Genomic DNA, 25,672 nt, shown 5'->3' on the forward strand with positions numbered 1-25,672 from the left:
ACGGAACGTCACATACCGGCAACGCTGTGTCCGGATAATGAACAGGGCATGGCGCGGCCCCTTCCCCCTGGCATAGAAACACGGCATGTTCTGGGTCCTTCTCCTGCTGCCGGCCTGGGCCGTCGCCGGCCTCGCGTGCACCCGGCTGTGCCTGGCCGCCGTCCGCGCGGCGGCGGTCGAGAGGCAGGACACGGCCGTGGTCCGGGAGCACGATCTGACGCTGTACGAGGCCGCGTTCCTCTCCGGCGGCCCCGCCCGGGTCGCCGACCTGACACTGGTGTCGATGGCCCGGCAGCGCCGGCTGCTGCTCGCCCACACCGGCTGGGCCACCGTCGTCGACCCGCGCGCCCGGGACGACATCGAGCGGTCGGTGATCGGGGCGATCGGACCGGAGGGCCAGTCCCGTATCGCGCCGGTACGGGCCGCCGCGTCCGCCGCCGACGCGGTCCGCCACCTCGCCGACCGGCTGGTCAGCGCCGGGCTCGCGGTCCCCGACGGGGCCCGTACGACGGTCGCCTCCGGCATGCGCCAGGTACGGCTCGCCGCGGTCGCGGTCCTCGCCCTCGGCGCCACCGCGCTGCTGCTGCCGGTGCCGTCGGACCTGCCGCGCACCCTGATGGCCCTCTGGTTCACGCTGCCGCTCGCGCTCACCCTGAGCTGCCTGGCGATAGCCCGGATCGAAGTGCACCCGTACGGGCGCTGGGCCTCCCCCGCCGGTCAGCGCCTGCTGGCCGCCCTTGCCCGGCGCGCGGGCGGCACCGCGAGCGGCGACGACCGCTCCTTCCTCGCCACCGTCGCCGTCCGGGGCGTGCGGGCGATAGGCGAGCCGGAGCTGCGGGCCGCGTTCTCCCACCGCGACGCCGCCTTCGGGGAACGGCCGTACTGACCGGCACCGCCGGCCGCGGCCGCCCGGGGGCGCACAGGGGGCATTGACGCCGACACCGGCGAACGGTGCTTGCCTTCCCCACCCCGCGAACCAACGATCCCTTGTGTCGCCGCCGCGCACGAAAGGGATCCGCCATGCGAGCTGCCGCCCTCCCCTCGGCCGCCGGGTCGTTGCTGCTGACCGTCCTGGCCGCCGCCCCGGCCGGCGGCGCGCCGGACGTCCCCGGCACCGGGGCCACCGCCGCCGAGCTGCGCGGCACGCTGGTGGCCACCGCGCGGGCCGCGGCCGAGGGCATCGCGTTCGGCCCCTGCGCCGACGCCCAGGACATGCCCGGCAGCATGCAGTGCGGCACGGTCGAGGTGCCGCTCGACTACGCCCACCCGGACGGCCGGAAGATCAACCTCACCGTCAGCCGGGTGCAGGCCACCCAGCGCGACCCGCTCAACAGCAAGCGCCGCGTCCCCCGGCAGGGCGCCCTCGTCTTCAACCCGGGCGGCCCCGGCGGCGACGGCCTGTACTTCCCGCTGACCGGCCTGCTGCCGCAGTGGAAGCGCCTCGGCGCGGCCTACGACCTGATCGGCTACTCCCCGCGCGGCGTCGGCCGCTCCGCCCCCCTGTCCTGCCAGGACCCCCGACAGCTGTTCAAGGGGCCGTCGCAGGCGCCGACGCACCCCACGGAGTCGTACAAGCGGGAACGGATCGCGCAGGCGAAGGCGTACGCGCGCGGCTGCGCCCGGCGGGCGGGCAGCGCGCTGCGGCACTACACCTCCCTGAACAACGCCCGCGACCTGGACGTCCTGCGCGCCGCGCTCGGCGAGCACCGGCTGACCTTCATGGGCGCCTCCTACGGCACCTACTTCGGCGCGCTGTACGCGACGCTGTTCCCCTCCCACGTACGGCGGATGGTGTTCGACTCGGCGGTCAACCCGGACCCGGAGCAGATCTGGTACCGCAACAACCTGCGGCAGTCCGCCGCGTTCGAGAGCCGCTGGGCGGACTTCCGGGAGTGGATCGCCCGGCACGACAAGGTGTACGGCCTCGGCGACACCCCCGAGAAGGTACTGCGCAGCTACGAGCGGGCGCGCGCCCGGCTGGCGCGGAAGCCCGCCGGCGGGAAGGTCGGCCCGGGGCAGCTGCAGGGCGCGTTCCTCCAGGCCGGCTACTACGACGACTACTGGCCGCACCGCGCGCACGCCCTGTCCGCCTACCTGAAGGGCGACCCGCGGCCGCTGATCGAGCAGGCCGCGCCGGTCACCGAGGCGGCCGCCGAGGCGGAGAACGCGGACGCGGTCTACACGGCGATCGAGTGCAACGACGCGCCCTGGCCGACGGACTTCCGCGTCTGGGACCGGGACAACACCCGGCTCGCGCGCGTCGCGCCGTTCGAGACGTGGGACAACGCCTGGACGAACCTGCCCTGCGCCTACTGGCCCGCGCCCCGGCAGCAGCCCCTCGACGTACGGACCGGGCCGGGTGAGCTGCCGCCGGTGCTGATCCTGGCGGCCGAACGGGACGCGGCCACGCCGTACGACGGGGCGCTGGAGCTGCACCGGCGGCTGTCCGGCTCGGTACTGGTCACCGAGCGGGACGCCGGCACGCACGGCCTCGCCGGCGGGCCCAACCGGTGCGTCAACGGGCACCTGGAGGCGTACCTGCTGGAGGGGCGGCTGCCGGCGCGGCGGGCGGCGTGCGCGGGGCACGCCGAGCCCGAGCCGCGCGCGGGCGGGCGCTGACCGGCGCCCTGAACAGGCCTGTTCGGGCGTGCACAGGCCTGTTCGGGCCTGACCAGGCCTGTTCAGGCCTGACCAGGTATGGGACCGGTCAGGTCGGGGGCGGCGTCAGGCGAGGCCCGCGATCAGGTCCGAGACGTCCTTGCGGCGGCCGGTGAAGAACGGCACCTCCTCGCGGACGTGCATCCGGGCCTCCGAGCCGCGCAGGTGGCGCATGAGGTCGACGATGCGGTACAGCTCGTCGGCCTCGAAGGCGAGGATCCACTCGTAGTCGCCGAGCGAGAACGAGGCGACGGTGTTGGCGCGCACGTCCGGGTAGCCGCGGGCCATCTTGCCGTGGTCGGTGAGCATCCGGCGGCGGTCCTCGTCGGGCAGCAGATACCAGTCGTAGGAGCGCACGAAGGGGTAGACGCTCACGTAGTTGCGGGGCGTCTCGTCGGCGAGGAACGCCGGGATGTGCGAGCGGTTGAACTCGGCGGGGCGGTGCAGCGCCATGTTCGACCAGACCGGCTCCAGGGCGCGGCCCAGCCTCGTGCGGCGGAAGAGGTTGTACGCCTCCTGCAGCTGGTCGCTGGTCTCCGCGTGCCACCAGATCATGAGGTCGGCGTCGGCGCGCAGGCCGGACACGTCGTAGGTGCCGCGGATCGTCACGTCCTTCGCGGCGAGCTGGTCGAACAGCTCCTGGACTTCCTCGGCGTACCCCGAGCGGTCCTCGGGCAGCACGTCCTTGAGCTTGAAGACGGACCACAGCGTGTAGCGGATGACCTCGTTAAGGTCCTTGGCCAGCTTGCCCTTGTTCGGGATGCGCTCGTTCGGGATGCGCTCGTCACTCATGGTTCTTATTCTCCCGCTCCGCCGTGCAGGCTCTGCACCGGGTGGGCGGTGAGCTGCTGCACACCGGTGAGATCGCCGCCGAGCTGGTCCACGGCGGCGTACGCGCTCGCGATGCACGCGGGGATGCCGACGCCGTCGTACGGCGCCCCGCACACCGCGAGGCCCGGCAGTGCGGCGACGTGCGCACGGATGCGGGCCACGCGCGCGTGGTGGCCGACGGGGTACTGGGGCAGGCCGTCGTCCCAGCGGGTGACGCGGGTGCGGAGCGGGGTGGCGTCCAGGCCGGTGGCCTCCCGCAGGTCGCCACGGGAGATCTCGACCAGGTCGTCGTCGTCCCGCTGGAGGATCTCCGTCTCGCCGTACCGGCCGAGCGAGGTGCGTACGACCACCACGTCCGGGTCCTCCTCGGCGATCCAGGCCCACTTGTGCGAGGCGAATGTCGACGCCTTGATCGTGTGGTCGTCGACCGGCGGGACGAGGAAGCCACTGCCCTCGGGGAGGCGGGCTTCGGTGTCGGAGCGGCGGTAGGCGAGGGTGACCAGGGCCATGGAGGCGTATTCGATCGCGCGCAGCTCGGCGGCGGCGGGCGGGGACTCGGGGCCGAGGAGGCTCGCTGCGGCTCGGGCGGGGGTGGCGACGACCACGCCGTCGGCGTGGAGGGTGCGGTCGCCTGCGGTGACGCGCCAGCCGCGTTCGCCGTCCCGGCGGAGGTCGGTCACCGGGGTGCCGGTGAGGATCTCGGCGCCGCGGGCGCGGAGTGTCTGCGCGACGGCGAGGGGGAGGGTGCCGATGCCGCCGCGGAGGCCCATGAAGACGGGGGCGGGGGTGGTGGGGGTCGTGGGGGTTGGGGTGCTGGGGGCGTTTGCGGTGGCCTTTGCCTGGATCTCTCGGACCGCCTCCGTGAGGGAGGTGTGGGTGCGGGCGGCCTCGAAGAGCTGGGGGACGGCCATGCGCATCGAGATGCGGTACGCGTCACCGGCGTAGACGCCGCCGAGGAGCGGTTCGACGAGGCGGTCGACGACCTCGCGGCCGAGGCGGGCCGCGACGTACTCCCCCACCGCCACGTCGTCGCCGATGTCCGTGGGGGGCAGGTCGGCGTCGCGCTCGATGCGCGCCAGGCCCTGTTCCGAGAGGATGCCGGCGACGGCGGCCGCGGTGCCGGGTACGCCCATGACGTGGCCCTTGGGCATGGGGCGCAGGGCGCCGCGGGTCCAGAGCGAGGCGGTCGCGGTGGCGGGGGGCTGGAGGTGGTCGGCGAGGCCGGTCTCGCGGGCGAGGGTGACGGCCTCGGGGCGGCGGGCGAGCATCGACTCTGCGCCGAGGTCGACGCGGACGCCGGCGATCTCGCCGGGGAGCAGCTTGCCGCCGACGCGGTGGTCGGCCTCGACGACGGTGACGCGGGTGGTCTGGTCGAGGAGACGGTGCGCGGCGGCGAGGCCGGCGATGCCGGCCCCGATGACGACGACGTGGCGAGATCCGCTCATGGGTCCACCTTCTCAGGTGGTTGCTCGTCTGCGGGTGGTGGGTGGTTGCGCGCAGTTCCCCGCGGTGTGCCTGCGGCGGCCTGTGCGGGTGGGTGGGTGGTTGCTCGCGGTGTGCCTGCGGCGGCCTGTGCGGGTGGGTGGGTGGTTGCTCGCGCAGTTCCCCGCGCCCCTGAATGCCTGCGGCGGCCCGTGCGGGTGTGTGGGTGGCTGGTGTAGCGCGTTGTGCCGGAGGGTGGGTCGGGGCCGCGCCGGGGGGTATCCGTCCTCGGTGCGCCGCTGCGTACGGTCAAATTCGTGCCGCTTCTTTCCGGCGCCCGCTGCGGGCGGACACCCCCCGACACGTCCCCTTGCCGCCGTGGGCGACTGCGGCCCGCCAGTGGCGCGCCCGCCCCGCTGGAGTAGCGGGCAGCCCTCCCACTTAGCTGCGGGCAGCCGCACCGCTGGGCCGGCGCCCACCCAGCAGCGGCGGGCCGTATGCCTGCGTAGCTGCGGGCAGTCGTGCCGCTGGGGCGGCACGGGTGGGCGCAGCGGCACCCCCGTAGCGCCGGGCTGCGCGACCCACCCCCGGCCAGCACCAGCGCCGGGTGCGGAGGGCGTGCCGTTGTCTGAACGTGACCCGCAAGAACCAACGTCCGGTGTGGTCCGTGCGTCGAAGGTGCGTCTGTGATTCAGCGACCCGGGGGAAGCCCATGGTTCACCTGCGTACCCGACGCCCCGTCCACACCCTGGCCGGCCTGCTGCTGGCCACCGCGCTCGCGCTCACCGCCTGCTCCGGTGCCGCCGACTCCGGAGGAGGGAGCAGCGCCGATGCCAAGGCGGCCGTGCCGGAGGGCGCGGCGGGGAGCGGCGCGCGGAAGGCCACCGCCGCGCCCCGGCTCCCCGCGGCGCACATCATCCGCACCGCCTCCCTGACCGTGCAGGTCAAGAGCGTCGGCAAGGCGCTGGCCGACGCACGGAGCACCGCGGAGACCGCGGGCGGCTACGTGGGCGAGGAGAACACCACCCGCGACGAGGAGGGCCACGAGGAGACGCGCGTCGTGTTGCGCGTGCCGGTCGAGCGGTACGACGCCGTGCTCACCGAACTGCAGGGCGCGGGCAAGTTGCTGGAGCGTGAGGCGAAGGCGCAGGACGTCACCGACCAGGTGCTGGACGTCGACAGCCGCGTCAAGTCCGCGCGGGCCAGCGTGGCCCGGGTGCGCGAGCTGATGGATCAGGCGACCCGGCTGAGTGATGTCGTCGAGCTGGAAGGGGAGTTGAGCCGCCGCCAGGCCGACCTGGAGGCGCTGCTCGCCCGGCAGGCATCGTTGAAGGACCGGACGAGTCTCGCCACGATCACGCTCGCGCTGTCGCAGACGCCCGTCGAGATGGCCGCGCGGGACGACGGGCCCGGGTTCGTGGACGCGCTGGCCGGCGGCTGGGACGCGTTCGTGACGATGCTGCGGTGGGTGGTCGTCGGTGTCGGTGCCGTTCTGCCGTTCGCCGTGGTCCTCGCCCTGCTCGTGTGGGGGTGGGTGAGGGTCGTCCGGCCGCGCCGGCGGCAGGCCGTCGCCGTGGCGTCCGCGCCGGAGCAGCAGGGCGCGCGGGAGTGAAATGCCTGGCCCCCGTAGCGTGTTCGCATGGACATGAGTGCTGCGCGGGGTGCGAGGGAACGACTGGTCGTCGTCGGGGGCGACGCCGCGGGGATGTCCGCGGCGTCGCAGGCACGCCGGATGCGCGGGCCGGACGAGCTGGAGATCGTGGCGTTCGAACGCGGCCACTTCACCTCGTACTCGGCGTGCGGCATCCCGTACTGGGTCGGCGGGGATGTCGAGGAGCGTGAGCAGTTGATCGCCCGTACGCCCGAGGAGCATCGGGGGCGGGGCATCGATCTGCGGATGCGTACGGAGGTCGTCGAGATCGACGTGGCGGGGCAGCGGGTCCGCGCACGGGACGTCGACACCGGGGCCGAGTCCTGGGCGTCGTACGACAAGCTCGTCCTCGCCACCGGCGCCCGTCCGATCCGGCCCGACATGCCCGGCGCGGACGCGCCCGGCGTGCACGGTGTGCAGTCGCTGGACGACGGTCAGGCCCTCCTGGACACGCTGGCCCGTACGCGTGGCCGCCGCGCGGTCGTCGTCGGCGCCGGGTACATCGGCGTGGAGATGGCGGAGGCGCTGATCAACCGCGGGTACGAGGTGACGGTCGTCAACCGGGGCTCCGAGCCCATGGCGACGCTCGACCCGGACATGGGGCGCCTCGTGCACGAGGCCATGGAGGGGCTCGGCATCACCATGGTCGGCAACGCCGAGGTCACCAAGGTGCTGACCGGCGAGGACGGGTGGGTGCGTGCCGTCGCCACCGAGGATGCCGAGTTCCCGGCCGACGTGGTGGTGCTGGGCATCGGCGTCCGGCCGGAGACCTCGCTCGCCGCCGCGGCCGGGCTGCCGCTCGGCGCGCACGGCGGGCTCCTCACCGACCTGGCGATGCGGGTGCGGGGGCACGAGAACATCTGGGCCGGCGGGGATTGTGTCGAAGTGCTGGATCTCGTGTCGGGGCAGGAGCGTCATATCGCCCTCGGCACCCATGCCAACAAGCACGGCCAGGTCATCGGCACCAACGTCGGCGGCGGCTACGCCACCTTCCCGGGGGTGGTCGGTACGGCGGTCAGCAAGGTGTGCGACCTGGAGATCGCCCGTACCGGCCTGCGCGAGAAGGACGCGCGCAGGGTCGGCCTCCGGTTCGAGACGGTCACCATCGAGTCCACCAGCCGCGCCGGCTACTACCCTGGTGCCGCCCCCATGACGGTGAAGATGCTGGCCGAGCGCCGCACCGGCCGTCTGCTCGGCGTGCAGATCGTCGGCCGTGAGGGCGCCGCCAAGCGGGTGGACATCGCGGCGGTGGCCCTGACGGCCGGTATGACGGTGGAGCAGATGACGGCCCTGGACCTGGGCTACGCTCCCCCGTTCTCACCGGTGTGGGACCCGGTGCTGGTGGCGGCGCGGAAGGCCGTGGCCAAGGTGCGGGCGGCCGCCGACGGCTCCTCCGGCGGCCCGGCCGGCGGTCCTATGCCGACCCGCTGATCCTCGGCAGTGCCGAGACCGCCGCGGGCTGCTCGGCCGGCTTCGCGTGCGCCGCGGGCACCCGCGCGGAGCGCAGCCGGTGGCTGACCGCCTCGTCCAGCGTCACCGGCCGCTGCATCTGCGCGGCGAGGCGTCCCGCCTCCTGGCCCAGCCGTGCCACGTCCTCCCACGGCAGCCGCACCACGAGGGCCAGCTCGGCCTCGCCGTCCGGCAGCGCGTGCATGGCCGGAGAAGCAACCCGCTCGTTCATCGCCCGATCCTCACGTCGTTCCCGGGGCGCGCCTCGGCCGCGCCCCGGACGGTCGAGGAGTCATACGCAGACCCGGCCCCGCGTGTTCACCGATTCGCCGCACGCAGGGCGGGCAGTAGTTCCTCGTGGTCATCCCCGTCCATGACGTGAATCCGGTCCGCCGTACGCCCTGGGTGACGTACGCGCTGATCGCCGCGAACGTGCTCGTGTTCCTGTTCATGCCCGGCCTCGCCGGTTCCGTGGCCGGGGAGTCGAGCCTGGCCCAGTCGTGCCATCTGCACGCCTTCCTGGAGCAGTACGCGGCGGTGCCGCAGGAGCTGATCCACCATCGGATGCCGCAGATGGTGCCCACCGGCGAGGTGGGGATCGGCGCGCACGGCGCGGGCTGCCTGGTCGGGCCGCCGTCGTACGACAAGTCGCCGGCGCTGAGCGTGTTCACGGCGATGTTCCTGCACGGCAGCTGGCTGCACCTGCTGGGCAACATGCTGTTCCTGCTGATCTTCGGCAACAACGTCGAGGACCGCATGGGCCACGTCCGCTTCGCGCTGTTCTACGTGGCGTGCGGCTACGCGGCGTCGTACGGCTTCGCGCTGCTCAACGCCGGCTCCGGCGACCCGCTCATCGGCGCGTCCGGCGCGATCGCCGGGGTGCTGGGCGCCTATCTGGTGCTCTACCCGAAGGCCCGGGTGTGGGTCCTCGTACCGTTCCTGGTCTTCCTGCCGCTGCGCCTGCCGGCCTGGCTGGTGCTGGGTTTCTGGTTCGTGCTGCAGGCGGTGTACTCGTCCGGCGAGGGCGTCTCCGACGCGGGCACGGTCGCCTACGCGGCCCATGTCGTCGGGTTCCTCGCCGGCATGCTGCTGGCCTGGCCGCTCAAACCGGGCACGCCCCCGCCGCCGGAACCGCGCGGCCTGCTGTTCGGCAGGAACGCGCGGCCCCGGCAGACCTGGTGAGTCGGGTCAGCGCGCGCTCCGCGCATGAACGTACTCCACGAGCCGCGTCAGCGCGTCCGGGTCGGTGGACGGCATGACGCCGTGGCCCAGGTTGAAGATGTGGCCCTCCAGGGCCTGTGCCGCGTCCAGTACCTCGCGGGTCTTGGTCTCCACGGCCTCCCGGGAGGCGAAGAGGACCGTGGGGTCGAGGTTGCCCTGGAGCGCCTTGCCGGGGCCGACGCGGCGGGCGGCCTCGTCGAGCGGGACGCGCCAGTCGACGCCGACGACGTCGGCGCCCGCCTCGCCCATCAGGCCGAGCAGTTCGCCGGTGCCGACGCCGAAGTGGATCCGCGGGACGCCGTATCCCTCGACCGCGCGGAAGACCTTCGCGGAGGCCGGCAGCACGGAGCGGCGGTAGTCGGCGGGGGCCAGGGCGCCGGCCCAGGAGTCGAACAGCTGGACGGCGCTCGCGCCCGCCTCGATCTGCACCTTCAGGAAGGCGGCCGTGATCTCGGCGAGGCGGTCCAGCAGGTCGGCCCACAGCTCCGGGTCGCCGTACATCATCGCCTTGGCGTTCTCGTACGTGCGTGACGGACCGCCCTCGACGAGGTAGCTCGCGAGGGTGAACGGGGCGCCCGCGAAGCCGATCAGCGGAGTGCTGCCCAGCTCGGCCGTCAGCAGGCCGATGGCCTCGGTGATGTAGGGGACGTCCTCGGGGGTGAGGTCGCGCAGCTGCGCGAGGTCGGCGCGGGTGCGGATCGGGCGCTCGACGACCGGGCCGACGCCCGGCTTGATGTCGAGGTCGACGCCGATGGCCTTGAGCGGGACGACGATGTCGCTGAAGTAGATCGCCGCGTCCACGCCGTGCCGGCGCACCGGCTGCAGGGTGATCTCGGTGACCAGCTCGGGCCGCATGCACGACTCCAGCATGCCGACGCCCTCACGGACCTTGCGGTACTCCGGCAGCGAGCGCCCGGCCTGCCGCATGAACCATACCGGGGTGTGCGGGACCGGTTCACGCCGGCACGCCTTCAGGAAGGGGCTGTCGTACGTCGCTGTCGGCTGCTTGCCCGAGGGGCTTCCGTTGGCACTCACGTCGGCAAGTCTCGCACGGCGGTACGCCCGCCCCGGCCGCGCCCGGCCCTTTACGCCCTTGGCCGACGAGGGGTGTCTTGCCCTGCGCGACGGCCCCGTTCCCCTTACTCTTCCCCGCATGGCTGCGGCTCAGGGACGACTGTCGGACGGCGCTGGCGGAATGGACGAGGCGAAGGACACCAACGAAGAGGGACCCGGGGGCGGGTCGGTTCCGCTGCCGTTCCGGGCCGCGGTGGAGGCGCTGCGCACGGCGCGGCTGCGCCCGCAGATCGAGATCGAGCCGACCCGGCCCCCGCAGCGGCTCGCGCCCTTCGCGTACGCGCTGGAGGCCACGGTCGTCGACGGGGACCAGGACCTGGCGGACGGGCGGCTGGTGCTGCTGCACGACCCGGCCGGGCACGACGCCTGGCGGGGGACCTTCCGGCTGGTCACGCTGGTGCGGGCGGAGCTGGAGCCGGAGATGGCCGCGGATCCGCTGCTGCCGGAGGTGTGCTGGTCCTGGCTGACGGGCGCGCTGCAGGCGCGCGGGCTGACGTACGGCGAGCCGAGCGGCACCGTAACGCGGGCCGGTTCCCACTACTTCGGCGGGCTGTCGGCGCGGCCCGCGGCCTCGCAGATCGAGATCCGGGCGTCGTGGACGCCGCGGGAGGGGCTGGGCGGGGTCCCGGACACGGCGGCCCATCTCGCGGCCTGGTGCGATCTGCTGGCGCAGGTCGCGGGGCTGCCGCCGGCCGGGCCCGGCGACGCCTCCGTGGTGACGCTGCCGCAGCGCCGGGGGCCGCAGTCCCGCTGACGCCCTCGTCCGTCGAGGCCGTGCCGTCCGTCCGACGGCACGGCCTCTCGTTTGTTCAGCCCTCCCCCCGGCTCCCGCGGGGACCGTCGGCCGCCCGCACTCCTGTCCGCCGGTTCAATCCTCCACGGCCGCACTTTGGGGATCTCTTTGTCGATACGGACACTTTGTGACCTGTCTCGCCACCCAAACGGGCCCGATCGCACCCGACCGATCCGATTCGATCTTCGGATGATCGAGCACCTGTCCGAATTGCACGTATTGTTACTCACTAGATCGTGATCATTTCCTAAAGCCCACCGGGCTCGGTGCCGAAGACGACTGTGACCTTGAAAGCAGGGTTCGTCCCCATCCCGCACCCCAGGAGGCCTGGTGTCCGTTCTCCTCGAGCAGCCCTCAAGCCTGGTCGCCTACCGCCCGAACAAGCCCACCGCCATGGTCGTCGTCGCCGACCCGCGCGTCCGCTCCACCGTCACCCGCCACCTGTGGGCGCTCGGTGTGCGCGACGTCATCGAGGCCTCGTCCATCGCGGAGGCTCGTCCCCGCATCGGCAACCCCCGCGACATCTGCGTCGCCGACGTCCACCTGCCCGACGGCAGTGGGCTGACCCTCCTGTCGGAGACGCGCGCCGCCGGCTGGCCCAACGGGCTCGCCCTCTCCGCCGCCGACGACATCGGCGCCGTGCGCAACGCCCTCGCGGGCGGCGTCAAGGGCTACGTCGTCACCGGCACCCGCACCAACGTCGGGCTCCCCACCCGGCCCGGTGCCGCCCCCATCGGCGCCGCCGCCGCGCGCCTGCACCGCCGCCCCCCGGGTGCCCCGAGCCACCCGGGCGGCTACCGCGAGCTGTCCGGCCGCGAGGTGGAGGTGCTGCGGCTGGTGGCGGAGGGCCAGTCGAACAAGGCGATCGGCGTCTCGATGGGCCTGTCCGCGCTGACCGTCAAGAGCCACCTCGCCCGCATCGCCCGCAAGCTGGGCACGGGCGACCGGGCCGGCATGGTCGCGGTCGCCCTGCGCACCGGCATCATCCACTGAGCCCACGCCACAACGTCCCCCTTCGCCTTCGCCTTCGCCTTCGCCTTCCCCTTCGCCTTCCCCTCGCCCCTCCCCGTCCCTTCCCTGCCTCTCTCCCCTCCTGCACCGGCCGTTTGACGAAACCCGGGCGCCTGTCGACGGAACGTTCCGTCGGTGGGCGCTCCGGCGTGTGCGGGCCGAAAAATCGGGCGCGGACGCGGTGCGGGCCGTGCCAGGCTGGCGGATCGCCCGGACCGGTCCGACCCAGGAGCGTCGATGACGACCCCGCCCCGCCTGTCCCCCCTGCTGGAGCAGTACGACTTCGCCCGCGAACGCCTGACCGCCCGCCTGACCGGCCCGGTCATGGACAGCGGCGACGGCTCGGACACGAAGGTCGGCCCCCTCACCGACGAGGAGTACCTCTGGGAGCCGGTGGCCGGCTGCTGGTCGGTACGGCGGCGTACGGACGGGCCGGGAGCGCGGGCGACCTTCCTGGCCGGGGCCGGGGACTGGGGGCGCGACGCGGCGTCGTACCCGCACCCCTGGCCGCCGCCGTTCACCACCCTCGCCTGGCGCCTGAGCCACCTCACCGAGATGCTCGCCCTGCGCGCCGACCACACCGCCGGCACCCGCGCGCTCACCCGCGACGACCACACCGTCAGCGGCACCGCCGCGGAGGCGATCGCGGCGTTCGACACGGCGGCCGGGGCCTGGCGCACGGCGCTGCTCGGCGCCGACGACTCCGCGCTGGACACCGTCGGGTACTGCACCTACCCGCATGGCAGCGACGCGGAGGAGCCGTTCGTCGACATCGTGTGGTGGGTCAACCAGGAACTGCTGCACCACGGGGCCGAGATCGCGCTGCTGCGTGACCTCTACCGGGAGCGCGGCCCTCGGCAGGGGTGAGCCGGGCCCGCCGACGGGGGTGTCGATTTCGCGACGGCACATCCGGGGCACACAGGACGAGTGGCACCCGGAAACCGTGACACATGCTGAGAAGTCGTTTCTGCAGGTCAGCCGAACTTTCGACCGAAACCGCAGGTCAGGCGTTCGCTCGTTACGGATACCCTTGACAGGTGACCGACGCCCAAGACACCGCAGCAGACACTTCACTGCGAACCACCGGAGGCGCCCCTCCGGACGACGGCGGATCGACTGCTGAGGGGGCGCCGATTCCTTTGCTGGAGCCACGGGAGGGCATTCCGCCCGTGATCGCGGACGAGTCCGCGCTCGCCGAGGTGATCGCCGCCTTCGCCGCCGGGTCCGGGCCCGTCGCCGTCGATGCCGAGCGGGCCTCCGGCTACCGGTACGGGCAGCGCGCCTACCTCGTGCAGCTGCGCCGCGAGGGCGCCGGCAGCGCGCTGATCGACCCCGTCGCCTGCCCGGACCTGTCGGGTCTCGGCGAGGCGCTGTCCGGCGTCGAGTGGGTGCTGCACGCCGCCACCCAGGACCTGCCGTGCCTGCGCGAGATAGGCATGGTGCCGACGCGGCTGTTCGACACCGAGCTGGCCGGACGGCTCGCCGGTTACCCGCGGGTCGGCCTCGGTGCCATGGTCGAGAACGTGCTCGGCTTCGTCCTGGAGAAGGGCCACTCCGCGGTCGACTGGTCGACCCGCCCGCTGCCCGAGCCCTGGCTGCGTTACGCCACGCTGGACGTGGAGCTGCTGGTCGACCTGCGGGACGCGCTGGAGAAGGAGCTGGACCGGCAGGGCAAGCTGGAGTGGGCCCTCCAGGAGTTCGACGCCATCGCCGCTGCCCCGCCGGCCGAGCCCCGCAAGGACCCCTGGCGGCGCACGTCCGGCATGCACAAGGTGCGGCGGCGCCGGCAGCTGGCCGTCGTACGGGAGCTGTGGCAGACCCGCGACCGCATCGCGCAGCGGAGGGACGTTTCGCCGGGGAAGGTGCTCTCCGACGCGGCGATCGTGGAGGCCGCGCTGGCCCTGCCGGCCAATGTGCACGCGCTGGCCGCGCTGAACGGTTTCGGCCACCGGATGGGGCGGCGCCAGCTGGAGCAGTGGCAGGCCGCCGTCGACCGCGCCAAGGCGCTGCCGGAGGCGGAGCTGCCGCAGCAGGGGCAGCCGGTGCTCGGCCCTCCCCCGCCGCGGGCGTGGGCCGACAAGGACCCGGCCGCCGCGCAGCGGCTGTCCGCGGCGCGGGCCGGGGTGACGGCGCTGGCCGAGGAGCTGAACCTGCCGCAGGAGAACCTGATCACGCCGGACACGGTGCGCAGGGTCTGCTGGGAGCCGCCGAAGGTGGTCGACGCCGGGTCGGTGAGCGCCGCGCTGGCGGGCCACGGCGCCCGTCCTTGGCAGATCGAGCTGGTCACGCCGGTCCTGGTGAAGGCCCTCACGGCGGCGCCCCAGGCGTAAGGCCGTCGTAGACCGGCCCGGCCCGCCCGTCGGCGGCGGACACCCGACGTGCGCGGGCCGGCCGGCGACTTCTCCAGGGGCGCTCCCGGTGTGACCTTCACCGCTTGCGGCTCCGGGACTGTGCAGCAACATTACCCATGAGTAGCATGGGCCTGAGCGCGCGCTCAGCGTGTCGCAGCAGTGCCATCCCGCACCCTGGAGGAGAGCCATCGTGCCTCGTACCGTCAGGGACGTCGTCTTCGTCGACGGCGTCCGCACCCCGTTCGGCAAGGCGGGCCCGAAGGGCATCTACCACGAGACCCGCGCCGACGACCTTGTCGTGAAGGCGATCCGGGAGCTGCTGCGCCGCAACCCCGGCCTGGACCCCAAGAAGATCGACGAGGTCGCCATCGCCGCGACCACGCAGATCGGCGACCAGGGCCTGACGCTGGGCCGCACGGCCGGCATCCTCGCCGGGCTCCCCCAGTCCGTGCCCGGTTACTCCATCGACCGGATGTGCGCGGGCGCGCTGACGGCCGTGACGACGACGGCCGGCTCCATCGCCTTCGGCGCCTACGACGCCGTCATCGCCGGCGGTGTCGAGCACATGGGCCGCCACCCGATGGGCGAGGGCGTCGACCCGAACCCGCGGTTCGTCTCCGAGAAGCTGGTCGACGAGTCCGCCCTGTTCATGGGCATGACCGCGGAGAACCTGCACGACCGCTACCCGTCGATCACCAAGCTGCGGGCCGACGAGTACGCGGTGCGCTCGCAGGAGAAGGCCGCCAAGGCCTACGCCAACGGCAAGATCCAGGCCGACCTGGTGCCGATCTCCGTGCGCCGCACCAGCCCCGAGGCCGGCGAGACCGGCTGGGGCCTGGTCACCGCCGACGAGCCGATGCGCCCGGGCACCACGCTGGAGAACCTCCAGGGCCTGAAGACGCCGTTCCGTGTGCACGGCCGGGTCACCGCGGGCAACGCGGCCGGTCTGAACGACGGCGCCACCGCGTCGATCATCGCGAGCGAGGACTTCGCCCGCGAGCACGACCTGCCGGTCAAGATGCGCCTGGTCTCCTACGCCTTCGCGGGCGTGGAGCCGGAGGTCATGGGCTACGGCCCGATCCCCGCCACCGAGAAGGCGCTCGCCAAGGCGGGCCTGTCGATCTCCGACATCGGCCTGTTCGAGATCAACGAGGCCTTCGCCGTGCAGGTGCTGGCCTTCCTGGAGCACTACGGCATCGCCGACGACGACGCCCGCGTCAACCAGTACGGCGGCGCCATCGCGTTCGGCCACCCGCTCGCCTCCTCCGGCGTCCGTCTGATGACGCAGCTGGCCCGCCAGTTCGAGGAGCAGCCGCACGTCCGCTACGGCCTGACCACCATGTGCGTGGGCTTCGGCATGGGCGCGACGGTCATCTGGGAGAACCCGCACTTCGACGGAGGCGACAAGTGAGCACCACCGCTGAACTCCTGAAGGGCGCGGCCGAGCTGTTCCCGGACGAGGTCGTCACGCAGGCGCACGTACGCCACTTCGACCTGCCGCTGGGTGCGGGCCGCTTCGCGCTCATCACCCTGGACAACGGCCACGACCACACCAAGCCGACCACCTTCGGCCCGCAGTCGCTGGCGAACCTCAACGCCGCCATCGACCAGGTCGAGAAGGAGGCTGCCGAGGGCGGAATCGTCGGCGTCGGCATCACCGGCAAGCCGTTCATCTTCGCCGTCGGCGCCGACCTCAAGGGCGTCGAGCTGCTGAAGGAGTGGGACCACGCCTACGCCATCGGCAAGGGTGGCCACGACGTCTTCAAGCGGCTGTCCGGCCTCGCCGTGCCGACCTTCGCGTACTACAACGGCGCGGCCATGGGCGGCGGCGTCGAGGTGGGCCTGCACTGCACCTACCGCACGGTGTCCGCGGCGATCCCCGCCTTCTCGCTGCCCGAGGTCTTCCTCGGCCTGGTGCCCGGCTGGGGCGGCTGCACCCTGCTGCCGAACCTGATCGGCCCGGAGAAGGCCGTCTCGGTGATCATCGAGAACAGCCTGAACCAGAACAAGCAGCTCAAGGGCAAGCAGGTCTACGAGCTGGGGATCGCCGACGCGCTCTTCGAGGGCGCCGACTTCCTGGAGCAGTCCCTGATCTGGACGGCGTCCGTCCTCAAGGGCGAGATCGTCGTCGACCGACCGGTGATCGACCGCGGCGAGGCCTGGGACCAGGCCATCGCCAAGGGCCGCTTCATCGCCGACTCCAAGGTGCACGGCGCGGCCCCGGCCGCCTACCGCGCCCTGGACATCATCGCCGCCGCGAAGAACGGCGACCTCCAGCAGGGCTACGACGCCGAGGACAAGGCGCTCGCCGACCTGATCATGGGCGGCGAACTGCGCTCCGGCATCTACGCGTTCAACCTGGTGCAGAAGCGCGGCAAGCGCCCGGCCGGCGCGCCGGACAAGAGCCTGGCCCGCCCGGTCACCAAGGTCGGTGTCGTCGGCGCCGGTCTGATGGCCTCGCAGCTGGCCCTGCTCTTCCTGCGCCGCCTGGAGGTCCCGGTCGTCCTCACGGACATCGACCAGGAGCGCATCGACAAGGGTGTGGGCTACGTCCACGCCGAGATCGACAAGCTGCTCGGTAAGGGCCGTATCAACCAGGACAAGGCCAACCGCCTCAAGGCGCTGGTGACCGGCGTCCTGGACAAGGCCGAGGGCTTCGCGGACGCGGACTTCGTCATCGAGGCCGTGTTCGAGGAGATGGGCGTCAAGCAGCAGGTGTTCGCGGAGGTCGAGGCGGTCGCCCCGGCGCACGCGATCCTCGCGACGAACACGTCCTCCCTGTCGGTGTCGGAGATGGCGTCGAAGCTGAAGAACCCCGAGCGGGTCGTCGGCTTCCACTTCTTCAACCCGGTGGCGGTCCTGCCGCTCCTGGAGATCGTCCGCGGCGAGAAGACCGACGACGCCTCGCTGGCCACGGCCTTCGCCGTCGCCAAGAAGCTGAAGAAGACCGCGGTCCTCGTCAAGGACGCCCCGGCGTTCGTGGTGAACCGCATCCTGACCCGCTTCATGGGCGAGATCCAGAACGTCATCGACGAGGGCACCCCGGTCGAGGTCGCGGAGAAGGCCGTCGAGCCGCTCGGCCTGCCGATGTCCCCGCTGGTCCTGCTGGAGCTGGTCGGCCCGGCGATCGGCCTGCACGTCTCGGAGACCCTCAACGGGGCCTTCCCGGACCGCTTCAAGGTCTCCCCGAACCTCAAGGCGGTCGTCGAGGCGGGCAAGCGCGGCTTCTACGTCTACGACAGCGGCAAGCCCGAGCTGGACCCGGAGGTCGCCGCCCTCCTCAAGCAGGGCGACGTCGTCCTGACCGAGGAGCAGGTCCGCGCCCGCGTCCTGGACGCGGTGGCCCAGGAGATCGCCCTCATGCTCGACGAGGGCGTCGTCGCCGAGGCCCAGGACATCGACCTGTGCCTGATCACCGGCGCCGGCTGGCCCTTCCACCTGGGCGGCATCACGCCGTACCTGGACCGCGAGGGCGTCTCGGAGCGGGTGAACGGCAAGCGGTTCCTGGAGCCCGGGGTGGCTTCGGTCCCGGCGTAACACCGATCCGGTCCTGAACAGGAGAGGGGGCCTCCGCCGCGGCGGAGGCCCCCTCTCCTGTCGTCTGCCGTCAGACGGCCTGCCAGGGCGACAGCGCCAGCCCCGGCTCGTCCTTGCGACGGGTCAGGAACAGCCGGCCCGTGGAGGGCGAAAGGGCCGCCGCGGCGACACGGCCGTCGGCGTCCACGGCCAGGGACACCTCGACGTCCGCGGGCAGCTGCGGGCCGGACGCGGTCCACGAGGCGCCGGCCGACTCCTGCTCGCTCGGGTAGGCCGCGAAGGCGACCCCGCCGTCGGCCGAGCGCTGCGCGAGGACGGTGACGTCGTGGCCGTCCAGCTCACAGCGCAGGGCGGAGAGCCGGCCGGGGCCGGCCGCCGCGAGCAGGACGACCGGCTTGCTGCCGGGGCGCCAGGCGCAGACCTGCCCGGAGTCGTCGTCGGTGTAGAGGAGCGTGGTGCTCTCCGCGGAGGTGGCCAGCGCGCGCAGGGTGCCCGGGCGGACGGTGACCTCCAGCGCCTCCTCCAGCTCGAAGTGGGTGGCCGGCTTCTCCTGCCGCCAGTACAGGACGGCACCCGGGACCGTGGCGTACACCTCGATACGGCCGTCCTTGCCGGCGACCGCCGAGGGCGCGCCCTGGATGTCGGCGCCCTTGAGGTCCCGCCACGGGCCCCAGCCGCCCTTCAGCGCCTGGGCGCGCATGCTCAGGCCGCCCTCGTCGTTGCGGACGAAGACATGGGCGCGGCCCTGGTGGTCGACGGCGACTGCGGGCTCGGCGGTGCGGTCGCCCTTGCCGTTGGGGTGGCCGATGGGCTCCCAGTCCAGCGCGGCCAGCAGCGGCCGGAAGTGGGTGGAGTGCACCAGCCCGGACTCGCCGGGCACCGTGGGCCGCCAGGAGACCAGATGACCGTAGGAGTCGATGCCCTGGCCGACCGCCGGCACCGGGTACACCCGCTGCTCCCCGCCGATCCTGCGGGGGGCGTCCCAGGAGCCCCCCGGTACCCGCTCCGCCCGGCACAGCACGGCGTCGCCGGAGAGCTGATAGACACTGAGGCGGCCGTCCCGACCGCGTATGAGCCACTCGCCGTTCACCGGATCACTCTAAGCCGCCCCCGGGAGTGCCGCCGCACCCGGGGGCAGGCGCTCGGATGCGCGTGGGAGGCTTGCCGCATGGACGACGGCACCCCCCTTCTCGTGATCGTCGACGGCGCGAACGTCGTCGGGTCGGTGCCCGACGGCTGGTGGCGGGACCGGCAGGGGGCGGCGCGGCGGCTGCGGGACCGGCTCGCGGCCGACGGGCTGCCCGGGCACCCCGGCCCCGTGGAGATCGTGCTGGTGGTCGAGGGCGCGGCGCGGGGCGTGGAGGCGGTGCCCGGGGTGCGGGTGGAGGAGGCCGACGGCAGCGGCGACGACCTCATGGTCGACCTGGTCGCCCGCGCCGCCGGCCGCCCCGTCCTCGTCGTCACCGCCGACCGGGAACTGCGCCGCAGGGTCGTGGACCTGGGCGCGGAGGTGACGGGACCGCGGGCGGTGCGGCCCGGGCGTTAGGGAGTACCGGGGCCGGGCCGCATGGCCTCTTCCGGGGTGGTCTCCTCGCGGCGGGCGAGGCGGCTGTGGGAGCGGCCGTAGAGGAAGTAGACGAGGAAGCCGATCGCCATCCAGATGCCGAAACGGATCCAGGTCTCGGCGGGCAGGTTGAGCATCAGCCACAGCGAGGCGCAGACCGACAGGATCGGGATGACCGGGACCCACGGGGTGCGGAAGGCGCGGGGCAGGTCCGGCCGCTTACGGCGCAGGATGATCACGCTGATCGCCACGACGACGAACGCGAACAGCGTGCCGATGTTCACCAGCTCCTCCAGGGTCTTCAGGCTGGTGAAGCCGGCGACGACGGCGATGATCACGCCGAGCAGGATCGTCGGCCGGTACGGCGTCCGGAAGCGCGGGTGGGTGTGGGAGAAGAACCGCGGCAGCAGCCCGTCGCGGCTCATCGCGAAGAACACCCGGGTCTGCCCGAGGAGCAGGATCATGCAGACGGTGATCAGACCGATGGTGGCACCGAAGCTGATCGTGCCCGCGAAGAAGGGGTGCCCGGTGGCCTTGAAGGCGTTCGCCAGTGGGGCTTCCTTGATGAGTTCCGTGTACTTCTGCATGCCGGTGACGACGATCGACACCGCCACGTAGAGCAGCGTGCAGATCAGCAGGGAGCCGAGGATGCCGCGGGGCATGTCGCGCTGCGGGTTCCGGGTCTCCTCGGCGGCGGTGGCCACCACGTCGAAGCCGATGAAGGCGAAGAACACGATGGAGGCGCCGGTGAAGATGCCCATGACGCCGAAGTCGGACGGTGCCCAGCCGAAGATCAGCTGGATCAGCGGGGCCTTGAGACTGCTGCCGGCGGGCTTCGGCTCGCTCGGCGGAATGAAGGGGTCGTAGTTGGCGGAGTCGACGATGAACGCGCCCGCGATGATCACGATGAGGACGACGGTGACCTTGACGGCCACGACCACCGAGGTGACGCGCGCGGAGAGCTTCATGCCCAGGACGAGCAGCCCGGTGAGGGCCAGCACCAGCAGGGCCGCGAAGAGGTCGAAGCCGAACCCGTGGGCGTCCTGACGGCCGCCCAGCGCTTCGGGTACCTGCCAGCCGAGGATGTGGTCCAGGAAGTCCCGGAAGTAGGCCGACCAGCCCGTGGCCACCACCGCCGTGCCCAGCGCGAACTCCAGGACGAGGTCCCAGCCGATGATCCAGGCGGGAAACTCGCCGATGGAGGCGTAGGAGAACGTGTACGCGGAGCCCGCCACCGGCACGGTGGAGGCGAACTCGGCGTAGCAGAGGGCTGCGAGTCCGCAGGCCACGCCGGCGACGACGAAGGAGATCGCGATCGCCGGACCCGTGGTCGACCTGGCGACGGCTCCCGTGAGGACGAAGATGCCCGTGCCGATGATCACGCCCACGCCGAAGACGGTCAGGTCCAGCGCGGAGAGGGACTTCTTGAGCGCGTGCTCGGGCTCCTCGGTGTCGCGGATGGACTGCTCGACGTTCTTCGTCCTGAAGAGGGTTCTGCTCACGGGCGTACCTCCCACGCTGTGTCGTCCTCGACATGATCGAGAGGGGGCGTGGTACGTATGCCCCGGCACGGGCCCTTTCACGCGAATGGGCCGGTTTCACCACTCTCGCAGAGGTGAAACCGGCCCGCTCGTCAGCAGGGTCGGCCGGGTCAGTCGCGCGCGGCCTCGACCGGGTCGGCGTCGGCCGCGGTGCGCTCGTAGCGCCCGTCGAGCTTGGCGACCAGGCCGGTGACCTGGCGCGCGATGTCCGGCGCGGTCAGCCCGATCTCGGCGAGGACCTCGGCGCGGGAGGCGTGGTCGAGGAAGCGCGGCGGGATGCCGAAGTCCCGCAGCGGCACGTCCACGCCCGCGTCGCGCAGGGCCTGGGCGATCGCGGAGCCGACGCCGCCGACGCGGGAGTTGTCCTCGACGGTGACGACGACCCGGTGCCGCTCGGCGAGCGGGGCCATGGCCTCGTCGACGGGCTTGACCCAGCGCGGGTCGACGACCGTGGTGGAGATGCCCTGCCTGTCGAGGAGGGCGGCGACCTCCAGGCACATCGGCGCGAGGGCGCCGACGGAGACGAGCAGGACGTCGGGCCGGTCGGTGCCCGGCTCGCGCAGGACGTCCATGCCGCCGACGCGGCCCACGGCCGGTACGGCGGGGCCGACGGCGCCCTTGGAGAAGCGGACGACGGTCGGCGCGTCCTTCACCTGGACCGCCTCGCGCAGCTGGGCGCGGACCTGGTCGGCGTCGCGCGGCGCGGCGAGCCTGAGGCCGGGGACGACCTGGAGGATCGACATGTCCCACATGCCGTTGTGGGAGGCGCCGTCGGTGCCGGTGATGCCGGCCCGGTCCAGCACGAAGGTCACCCCGCACTTGTGCAGGGCCACGTCCATGAGGACCTGGTCGAAGGCGCGGTTGAGGAAGGTGGCGTAGACGGCGAAGACGGGGTGCAGGCCGCCGGTGGCCAGGCCCGCCGCGGAGACCGCGCCGTGCTGCTCGGCGATGCCGACGTCGAAGACCCGCTCGGGGAAGCGCTTGGCGAACTTGTCGAGGCCGACCGGCTGGAGCATGGCGGCGGTGATGGCGACGATGTCGTCGCGCTCCTCGCCGAGCCTGACCATCTCGTCGCCGAAGACGGAGGTCCAGTCGGCGCCGGAGGAGGAGATCGGCAGGCCCGTGTCGGGGTGGATCTTGCCGACGGCGTGGAAGCGGTCGGCCTCGTCCTGGAGGGCGGGCTGGTAGCCGCGGCCCTTCTCGGTGAGGCAGTGCACGATGACCGGGCCGCCGAAGCGCTTGGCCCGGGCGAGCGCGGACTCCAGCGCCTCGATGTCGTGGCCGTCGATGGGGCCGACGTACTTCAGGCCGAGGTCCTCGAACATGCCCTGCGGGGTGATGAAGTCCTTCAGGCCCTTCTTGGCGCCGTGCAGGGTGTCGTACAGGGGGCGGCCGACGACCGGGGTGCGCTCCAGGAGGTCCTTGGTGCGGGCCAGGAAGCGCTCGTAGCCGTCGGTGGTGCGCAGGGTCGCCAGGTGGTTGGCGAGGCCGCCGATGGTCGGCGCGTAGGAGCGCTCGTTGTCGTTGACGACGATGACGAGGGGGCGGTCCTTGGCGTCGGCGATGTTGTTCAGCGCCTCCCAGGCCATGCCGCCGGTGAGCGCGCCGTCACCGATGACGGCGGCGACGTGGCTGTCGCGCTTCAGGAGCTGGTTGGCCTTGGCGAGGCCGTCGGCCCAGCCGAGCACCGTGGAGGCGTGGCTGTTCTCGATGACGTCGTGCTCGGACTCGGCCTGCGAGGGGTAGCCGGACAGGCCGCCCTTCATCTTCAGCCGGGAGAAGTCCTGCCGGCCGGTGAGCAGCTTGTGCACGTAGGACTGGTGGCCGGTGTCCCACAGCACCTTGTCCTTGGGTGAGTGGAAGACCCGGTGCAGAGCGATGGTGAGCTCGACCACACCGAGGTTGGGGCCGAGGTGGCCGCCGGTCTTGGAGACGGCGTCGACGAGGAAGGTGCGGATCTCCTCTGCCAGCTGGTCCAGCTCTTCCAGGCTGAGCCGGTCCAGATCGCGCGGTCCCCTGATGCGGGTCAGCAGCGGCACCCGTGCCTCCTTGCAGTAAGAGCTGATCGAGCTGTTGCCGGGCTTGTCGAGTCTAATGTTCCGCCCCGGCGGGCGGCGCCCGGACCCGTGACACACCCGTGCCCGGCGCCTTGTGGGCACCGGGCACGGGCAGGGCGTGGGGGGCCGTGGGGCCCCCGCGGACCCGCGTCTAGGCGCGGCCCGCGGCCTTCTGGCTGCGGCGGGAGACCGAGTCGATGACCACGGCGCCTAGCAGAACACCACCGGTGATCATGTACTGGATCGAGGTGTTCATGTTCAGCAGGTTCAGGCCGGTGGTGATCGACTGGATCACCAGCATGCCGAGCAGCGCGGACCACACGGAGCCGCGGCCGCCGAACAGGCTGGTACCACCGATGACCGCGGCGGCGATCGCCAGCATCAGGGTGTTGCCGCCACCGGCGCTCAGCGTCGCGGACGCCGTCTGGCCGGCGAAGAACATGCCGCCGATCGCGGCGAAGCCGCCGGAGATGGCGAACACGCTGATGCGGACCATGGGCACGCTGATACCGGCGCGGCGCGCGGCCTCGATGCCGCCGCCGACCGCGAAGACCTTGCGGCCGTACGTCGTACGGCGCAGCACGAAGTCCACGATCACCAGCGCCGCGAGGAAGATCACCAGCGCGTTGGAGACGCCCTGGGCGTTGTTCAGCACGGCGGCCGCGACGAAGGACGCGATCGCCAGCAGGCCGACCCGGAAGAGGATCTCGCCGGTGGGCCGGAAGGGCACACCCGCGGCCTTGCGGCGGCGCTGCTCGCCGAAGTTGCCGATCAGGGACAGCACGACACCGAGGCCGGCCAGCAGGTAGGCGCCGATGATGGCCTGGTCCATGAAGAAGGAGCTCTGGCCGAACAGCTTCACGGGGCCCTCGTCGGAGGGGATGTTGATGGTGCCGCTGGAGCCGAGCAGCCACAGCATGAGGCCGTTCCAGCCGAGGAAGCCGGCCAGGGTCACCACGAACGCCGGTACGCCGATCTTGGCGAAGAACCAGCCGTGCAGGGCACCGATGGCGACGCCGGTGATGATCGCGAGGACCAGCGCCAGCCAGCTGTTCATGCCGTGTTCGACCACGAAGACGGCGAACAGGGTGGAGGCGAGGCCGCTGACCGAGCCGACGGACAGGTCGATCTCGCCGAGCAGCAGGACGAACACCAGGCCGATGGCCAGCATGCCGGTCGCCGACATGAAGAAGCTGATGTCCGACAGGTTGGCGGCGCTCAGGAAGCGGTCGTTCTTGGCCTGGAAGATGGCCCAGATGATGATCAGGCCGATGACCACCGGCAGCGAGCCCAGCTCGCCGCCCTTGACCTTGCGCTTGAACTCCGTGACGTAGCCCTTGAGGCCCTCTTCGCGGACCAGCAGGCGCGGGTCGACGACGGGCACCGCGGCGGCGGTGGGGTCCTCGACGGACGCGGTGGTGGCGCCGGCGTCGGTCGTGCCCGCGGTCACGCCCTTCTCCGGTCCCGAGTCGCTCTTCACGGTCTTGGACGTGTCGCTCACTTTGCCGCCTCCGTGGTGCGACGCCCCGCACGACGGGTGACGGCATTGTCCGTGGCACCCGTGATCGCGGCGATGATCTCTTCGTGGGTGGTGTCCTTCACGGGGAAGGAACCGTTGTTCTTGCCCAGGCGCAGGACGGCGACGGTGTCCGCGACCGCCTTGACGTCGGCCATGTTGTGGCTGATGAGGATGACCGCGAGGTCGCGCTCGCGCAGCCGCTCGACGAGGTCGAGGACCTGGGCGGTCTGCTCGACGCCGAGGGCGGCGGTGGGCTCGTCGAGGATGACCAGCTTCGGCTCGCCGATCAGGGCGCGCGCGATGGCGACGACCTGACGCTGACCGCCGGAGAGGCTCGCGATCGGGATGCGCACGCTCGGGATGCGGATGGAGAGCGTGGACAGCAGCTCGCGGGCCTTCTTCTCCATCGTCACCTCGTCGATGACGCCGCGGTGGAGCAGCTCACGCCCGAGGTAGAGGTTGCCGACGACATCGAGGTTGTCGCACAGGGCGAGGTCCTGGTAGACGGTGGCGACGCCGAGTCCCTGGGCGTCGTGCGGCTTGTTGATGCTGACCGCCTTGCCCTCCCACTCGATGACGCCGTCGTCGATGGGGTGGACACCCGCGATCGTCTTGACCAAGGTCGACTTTCCTGCGCCGTTGTCACCGACCAGGGCGACGACTTCTCCGGCGTGGACCTCCAGGTCGACATCGGTGAGGGCCTGGACCGCACCGAATCGCTTGGAGACTCCGCGCAACGCCAGCACGGGCGTAGCGGACACGTGAACCATCTCCTTCGCCGCCTGACCGGCGGGGATGCCGCGCGTGGGATATGCGCGGAGGGATGTGCGGGACGCGCCGTCCGCGGGGGCGGCGGCGGTGACGCACGAGGTTTACAAGATGAACATGCGCGATTCCGCTGCGCTTGGCAACGGTCTCCATCCGACGCCCGCCCCGCAGCGGGGTTGGAGGCGGGCCGGGCGTCGGAGGGGTCTCGCGGGGCCGCCGGCGGTC

The 25,672-nt window shown here is 72.4% G+C and carries 21 protein-coding genes; 12 read left to right on the top strand and 9 right to left on the bottom strand.

Going from position 1 to position 25,672, the window contains the following annotated elements; all coding sequences use genetic code 11:
* The first annotated feature begins 85 nt into the window (after positions 1-85).
* Positions 86-886: a TIGR04222 domain-containing membrane protein gene (locus IE308_RS07875; protein ID WP_190217144.1), complete on the top strand. Its 801-nt coding sequence runs from the start codon at positions 86-88 to the stop codon at positions 884-886.
* 134 nt (positions 887-1,020) lie between these two features.
* Positions 1,021-2,619 carry an alpha/beta hydrolase gene (locus IE308_RS07880; protein ID WP_190217145.1) on the top strand — a complete coding sequence of 533 codons (1,599 nt, stop codon included), beginning with the start codon at positions 1,021-1,023 and terminating at the stop codon, positions 2,617-2,619.
* A 105-nt stretch (positions 2,620-2,724) separates the two neighbouring features.
* On the opposite strand, the gene hemQ is transcribed toward IE308_RS07880, so the two are convergent.
* Both hemQ and hemG read right to left on the bottom strand, forming a co-directional pair.
* Positions 2,725-3,450: a hydrogen peroxide-dependent heme synthase gene (gene hemQ, locus IE308_RS07885; RefSeq protein WP_190217146.1), complete on the bottom strand. Its 726-nt coding sequence runs from the start codon at positions 3,448-3,450 to the stop codon at positions 2,725-2,727.
* Between the two features lie 5 nt (positions 3,451-3,455).
* Complete coding sequence (hemG, locus tag IE308_RS07890) at positions 3,456-4,934, bottom strand: protoporphyrinogen oxidase (RefSeq protein WP_190217147.1); 1,479 nt, start codon at positions 4,932-4,934, stop codon at positions 3,456-3,458.
* A 689-nt stretch (positions 4,935-5,623) separates the two neighbouring features.
* Between hemG and IE308_RS07895 the strand changes: the two genes are divergently transcribed.
* Both IE308_RS07895 and IE308_RS07900 read left to right on the top strand, forming a co-directional pair.
* Positions 5,624-6,523, top strand: a complete 900-nt coding sequence (locus tag IE308_RS07895) for a DUF4349 domain-containing protein (protein ID WP_190217148.1) — start codon at positions 5,624-5,626, stop codon at positions 6,521-6,523.
* Positions 6,524-6,550: 27 nt separating this feature from the next.
* Positions 6,551-7,993 carry an FAD-dependent oxidoreductase gene (locus tag IE308_RS07900; RefSeq protein WP_190217149.1) on the top strand — a complete coding sequence of 481 codons (1,443 nt, stop codon included), beginning with the start codon at positions 6,551-6,553 and terminating at the stop codon, positions 7,991-7,993.
* Here IE308_RS07900 and IE308_RS07905 read toward each other — a convergent pair.
* Positions 7,977-8,243 carry a hypothetical protein gene (locus tag IE308_RS07905; protein WP_110631983.1) on the bottom strand — a complete coding sequence of 89 codons (267 nt, stop codon included), beginning with the start codon at positions 8,241-8,243 and terminating at the stop codon, positions 7,977-7,979. The two genes, IE308_RS07900 and IE308_RS07905, sit on opposite strands and share 17 nt — an antisense overlap.
* Positions 8,244-8,368: 125 nt before the next feature.
* On the opposite strand from IE308_RS07905, the gene IE308_RS07910 reads away from it, so the two are divergent.
* Entirely contained in the window at positions 8,369-9,193 is an 825-nt protein-coding gene (locus IE308_RS07910; protein ID WP_190217150.1) for a rhomboid family intramembrane serine protease, read from the top strand.
* A gap of 6 nt (positions 9,194-9,199) precedes the next feature.
* Here the strand turns inward: IE308_RS07910 and hemE are convergent, their stop codons facing one another.
* A complete protein-coding gene (gene hemE, locus IE308_RS07915) occupies positions 9,200-10,267 on the bottom strand; it encodes a uroporphyrinogen decarboxylase (protein ID WP_190217151.1) in 1,068 nt (355 codons plus the stop codon).
* Positions 10,268-10,385: 118 nt separating this feature from the next.
* On the opposite strand from hemE, the gene IE308_RS07920 reads away from it, so the two are divergent.
* From IE308_RS07920 to IE308_RS07945, 6 genes are all read left to right on the top strand, one after another.
* The gene (locus IE308_RS07920) at positions 10,386-11,060 is read left to right on the top strand and encodes a DUF3000 domain-containing protein (RefSeq protein ID WP_190217152.1); all 675 of its coding nucleotides are present in this window, start codon (positions 10,386-10,388) and stop codon (positions 11,058-11,060) included.
* Positions 11,061-11,429: 369 nt separating this feature from the next.
* Positions 11,430-12,092, top strand: coding sequence for a response regulator transcription factor (locus tag IE308_RS07925; protein ID WP_110631975.1), 663 nt, complete (start codon positions 11,430-11,432; stop codon positions 12,090-12,092).
* Positions 12,093-12,347: 255 nt separating this feature from the next.
* On the top strand, positions 12,348-12,977 hold the full coding sequence (locus tag IE308_RS07930) for a DinB family protein (protein WP_190217153.1): 630 nt from the start codon (positions 12,348-12,350) through the stop codon (positions 12,975-12,977).
* Positions 12,978-13,147: 170 nt separating this feature from the next.
* Positions 13,148-14,440, top strand: a complete 1,293-nt coding sequence (locus IE308_RS07935) for a ribonuclease D (RefSeq protein ID WP_110631971.1) — start codon at positions 13,148-13,150, stop codon at positions 14,438-14,440.
* A 211-nt stretch (positions 14,441-14,651) separates the two neighbouring features.
* On the top strand, positions 14,652-15,872 hold the full coding sequence (locus IE308_RS07940; protein WP_110631969.1) for a thiolase family protein: 1,221 nt from the start codon (positions 14,652-14,654) through the stop codon (positions 15,870-15,872).
* On the top strand, positions 15,869-17,998 hold the full coding sequence (locus IE308_RS07945) for a 3-hydroxyacyl-CoA dehydrogenase NAD-binding domain-containing protein (protein WP_190217154.1): 2,130 nt from the start codon (positions 15,869-15,871) through the stop codon (positions 17,996-17,998). The genes IE308_RS07940 and IE308_RS07945 overlap by 4 nt, the downstream gene beginning before the upstream one ends.
* A gap of 70 nt (positions 17,999-18,068) precedes the next feature.
* Here IE308_RS07945 and IE308_RS07950 read toward each other — a convergent pair whose 3' ends face one another.
* A complete protein-coding gene (locus IE308_RS07950) occupies positions 18,069-19,088 on the bottom strand; it encodes a PLL family lectin (protein ID WP_190217155.1) in 1,020 nt (339 codons plus the stop codon).
* A 78-nt stretch (positions 19,089-19,166) separates the two neighbouring features.
* Here IE308_RS07950 and IE308_RS07955 point away from each other — a divergent pair, with 78 nt between their 5' ends.
* Entirely contained in the window at positions 19,167-19,544 is a 378-nt protein-coding gene (locus tag IE308_RS07955) for a PIN domain-containing protein (protein ID WP_190217156.1), read from the top strand.
* Here IE308_RS07955 and IE308_RS07960 read toward each other — a convergent pair.
* The 4 genes from IE308_RS07960 to IE308_RS07975 all read right to left on the bottom strand — a co-directional run bounded on the left by IE308_RS07960 (position 19,541) and on the right by IE308_RS07975 (position 25,449).
* Positions 19,541-21,064 (bottom strand): amino acid permease, encoded by a 1,524-nt coding sequence (locus IE308_RS07960; RefSeq protein ID WP_190217157.1) that lies wholly within the window; start codon positions 21,062-21,064, stop codon positions 19,541-19,543. The two genes, IE308_RS07955 and IE308_RS07960, sit on opposite strands and share 4 nt — an antisense overlap.
* Before the next feature lie 149 nt (positions 21,065-21,213).
* A complete protein-coding gene (dxs, locus tag IE308_RS07965) occupies positions 21,214-23,142 on the bottom strand; it encodes a 1-deoxy-D-xylulose-5-phosphate synthase (protein WP_110631958.1) in 1,929 nt (642 codons plus the stop codon).
* A gap of 169 nt (positions 23,143-23,311) precedes the next feature.
* Entirely contained in the window at positions 23,312-24,661 is a 1,350-nt protein-coding gene (locus IE308_RS07970) for a sugar ABC transporter permease (protein ID WP_190217158.1), read from the bottom strand.
* On the bottom strand, positions 24,658-25,449 hold the full coding sequence (locus IE308_RS07975; RefSeq protein ID WP_190217159.1) for an ATP-binding cassette domain-containing protein: 792 nt from the start codon (positions 25,447-25,449) through the stop codon (positions 24,658-24,660). Before IE308_RS07975 ends, IE308_RS07970 begins: the two co-directional genes overlap by 4 nt.
* Positions 25,450-25,672: the final 223 nt, after the last annotated feature.

Origin of the sequence: Streptomyces griseosporeus, from assembly GCF_014656055.1 — a bacterium.
GTDB lineage: Bacteria > Actinomycetota > Actinomycetes > Streptomycetales > Streptomycetaceae > Streptomyces > Streptomyces griseosporeus.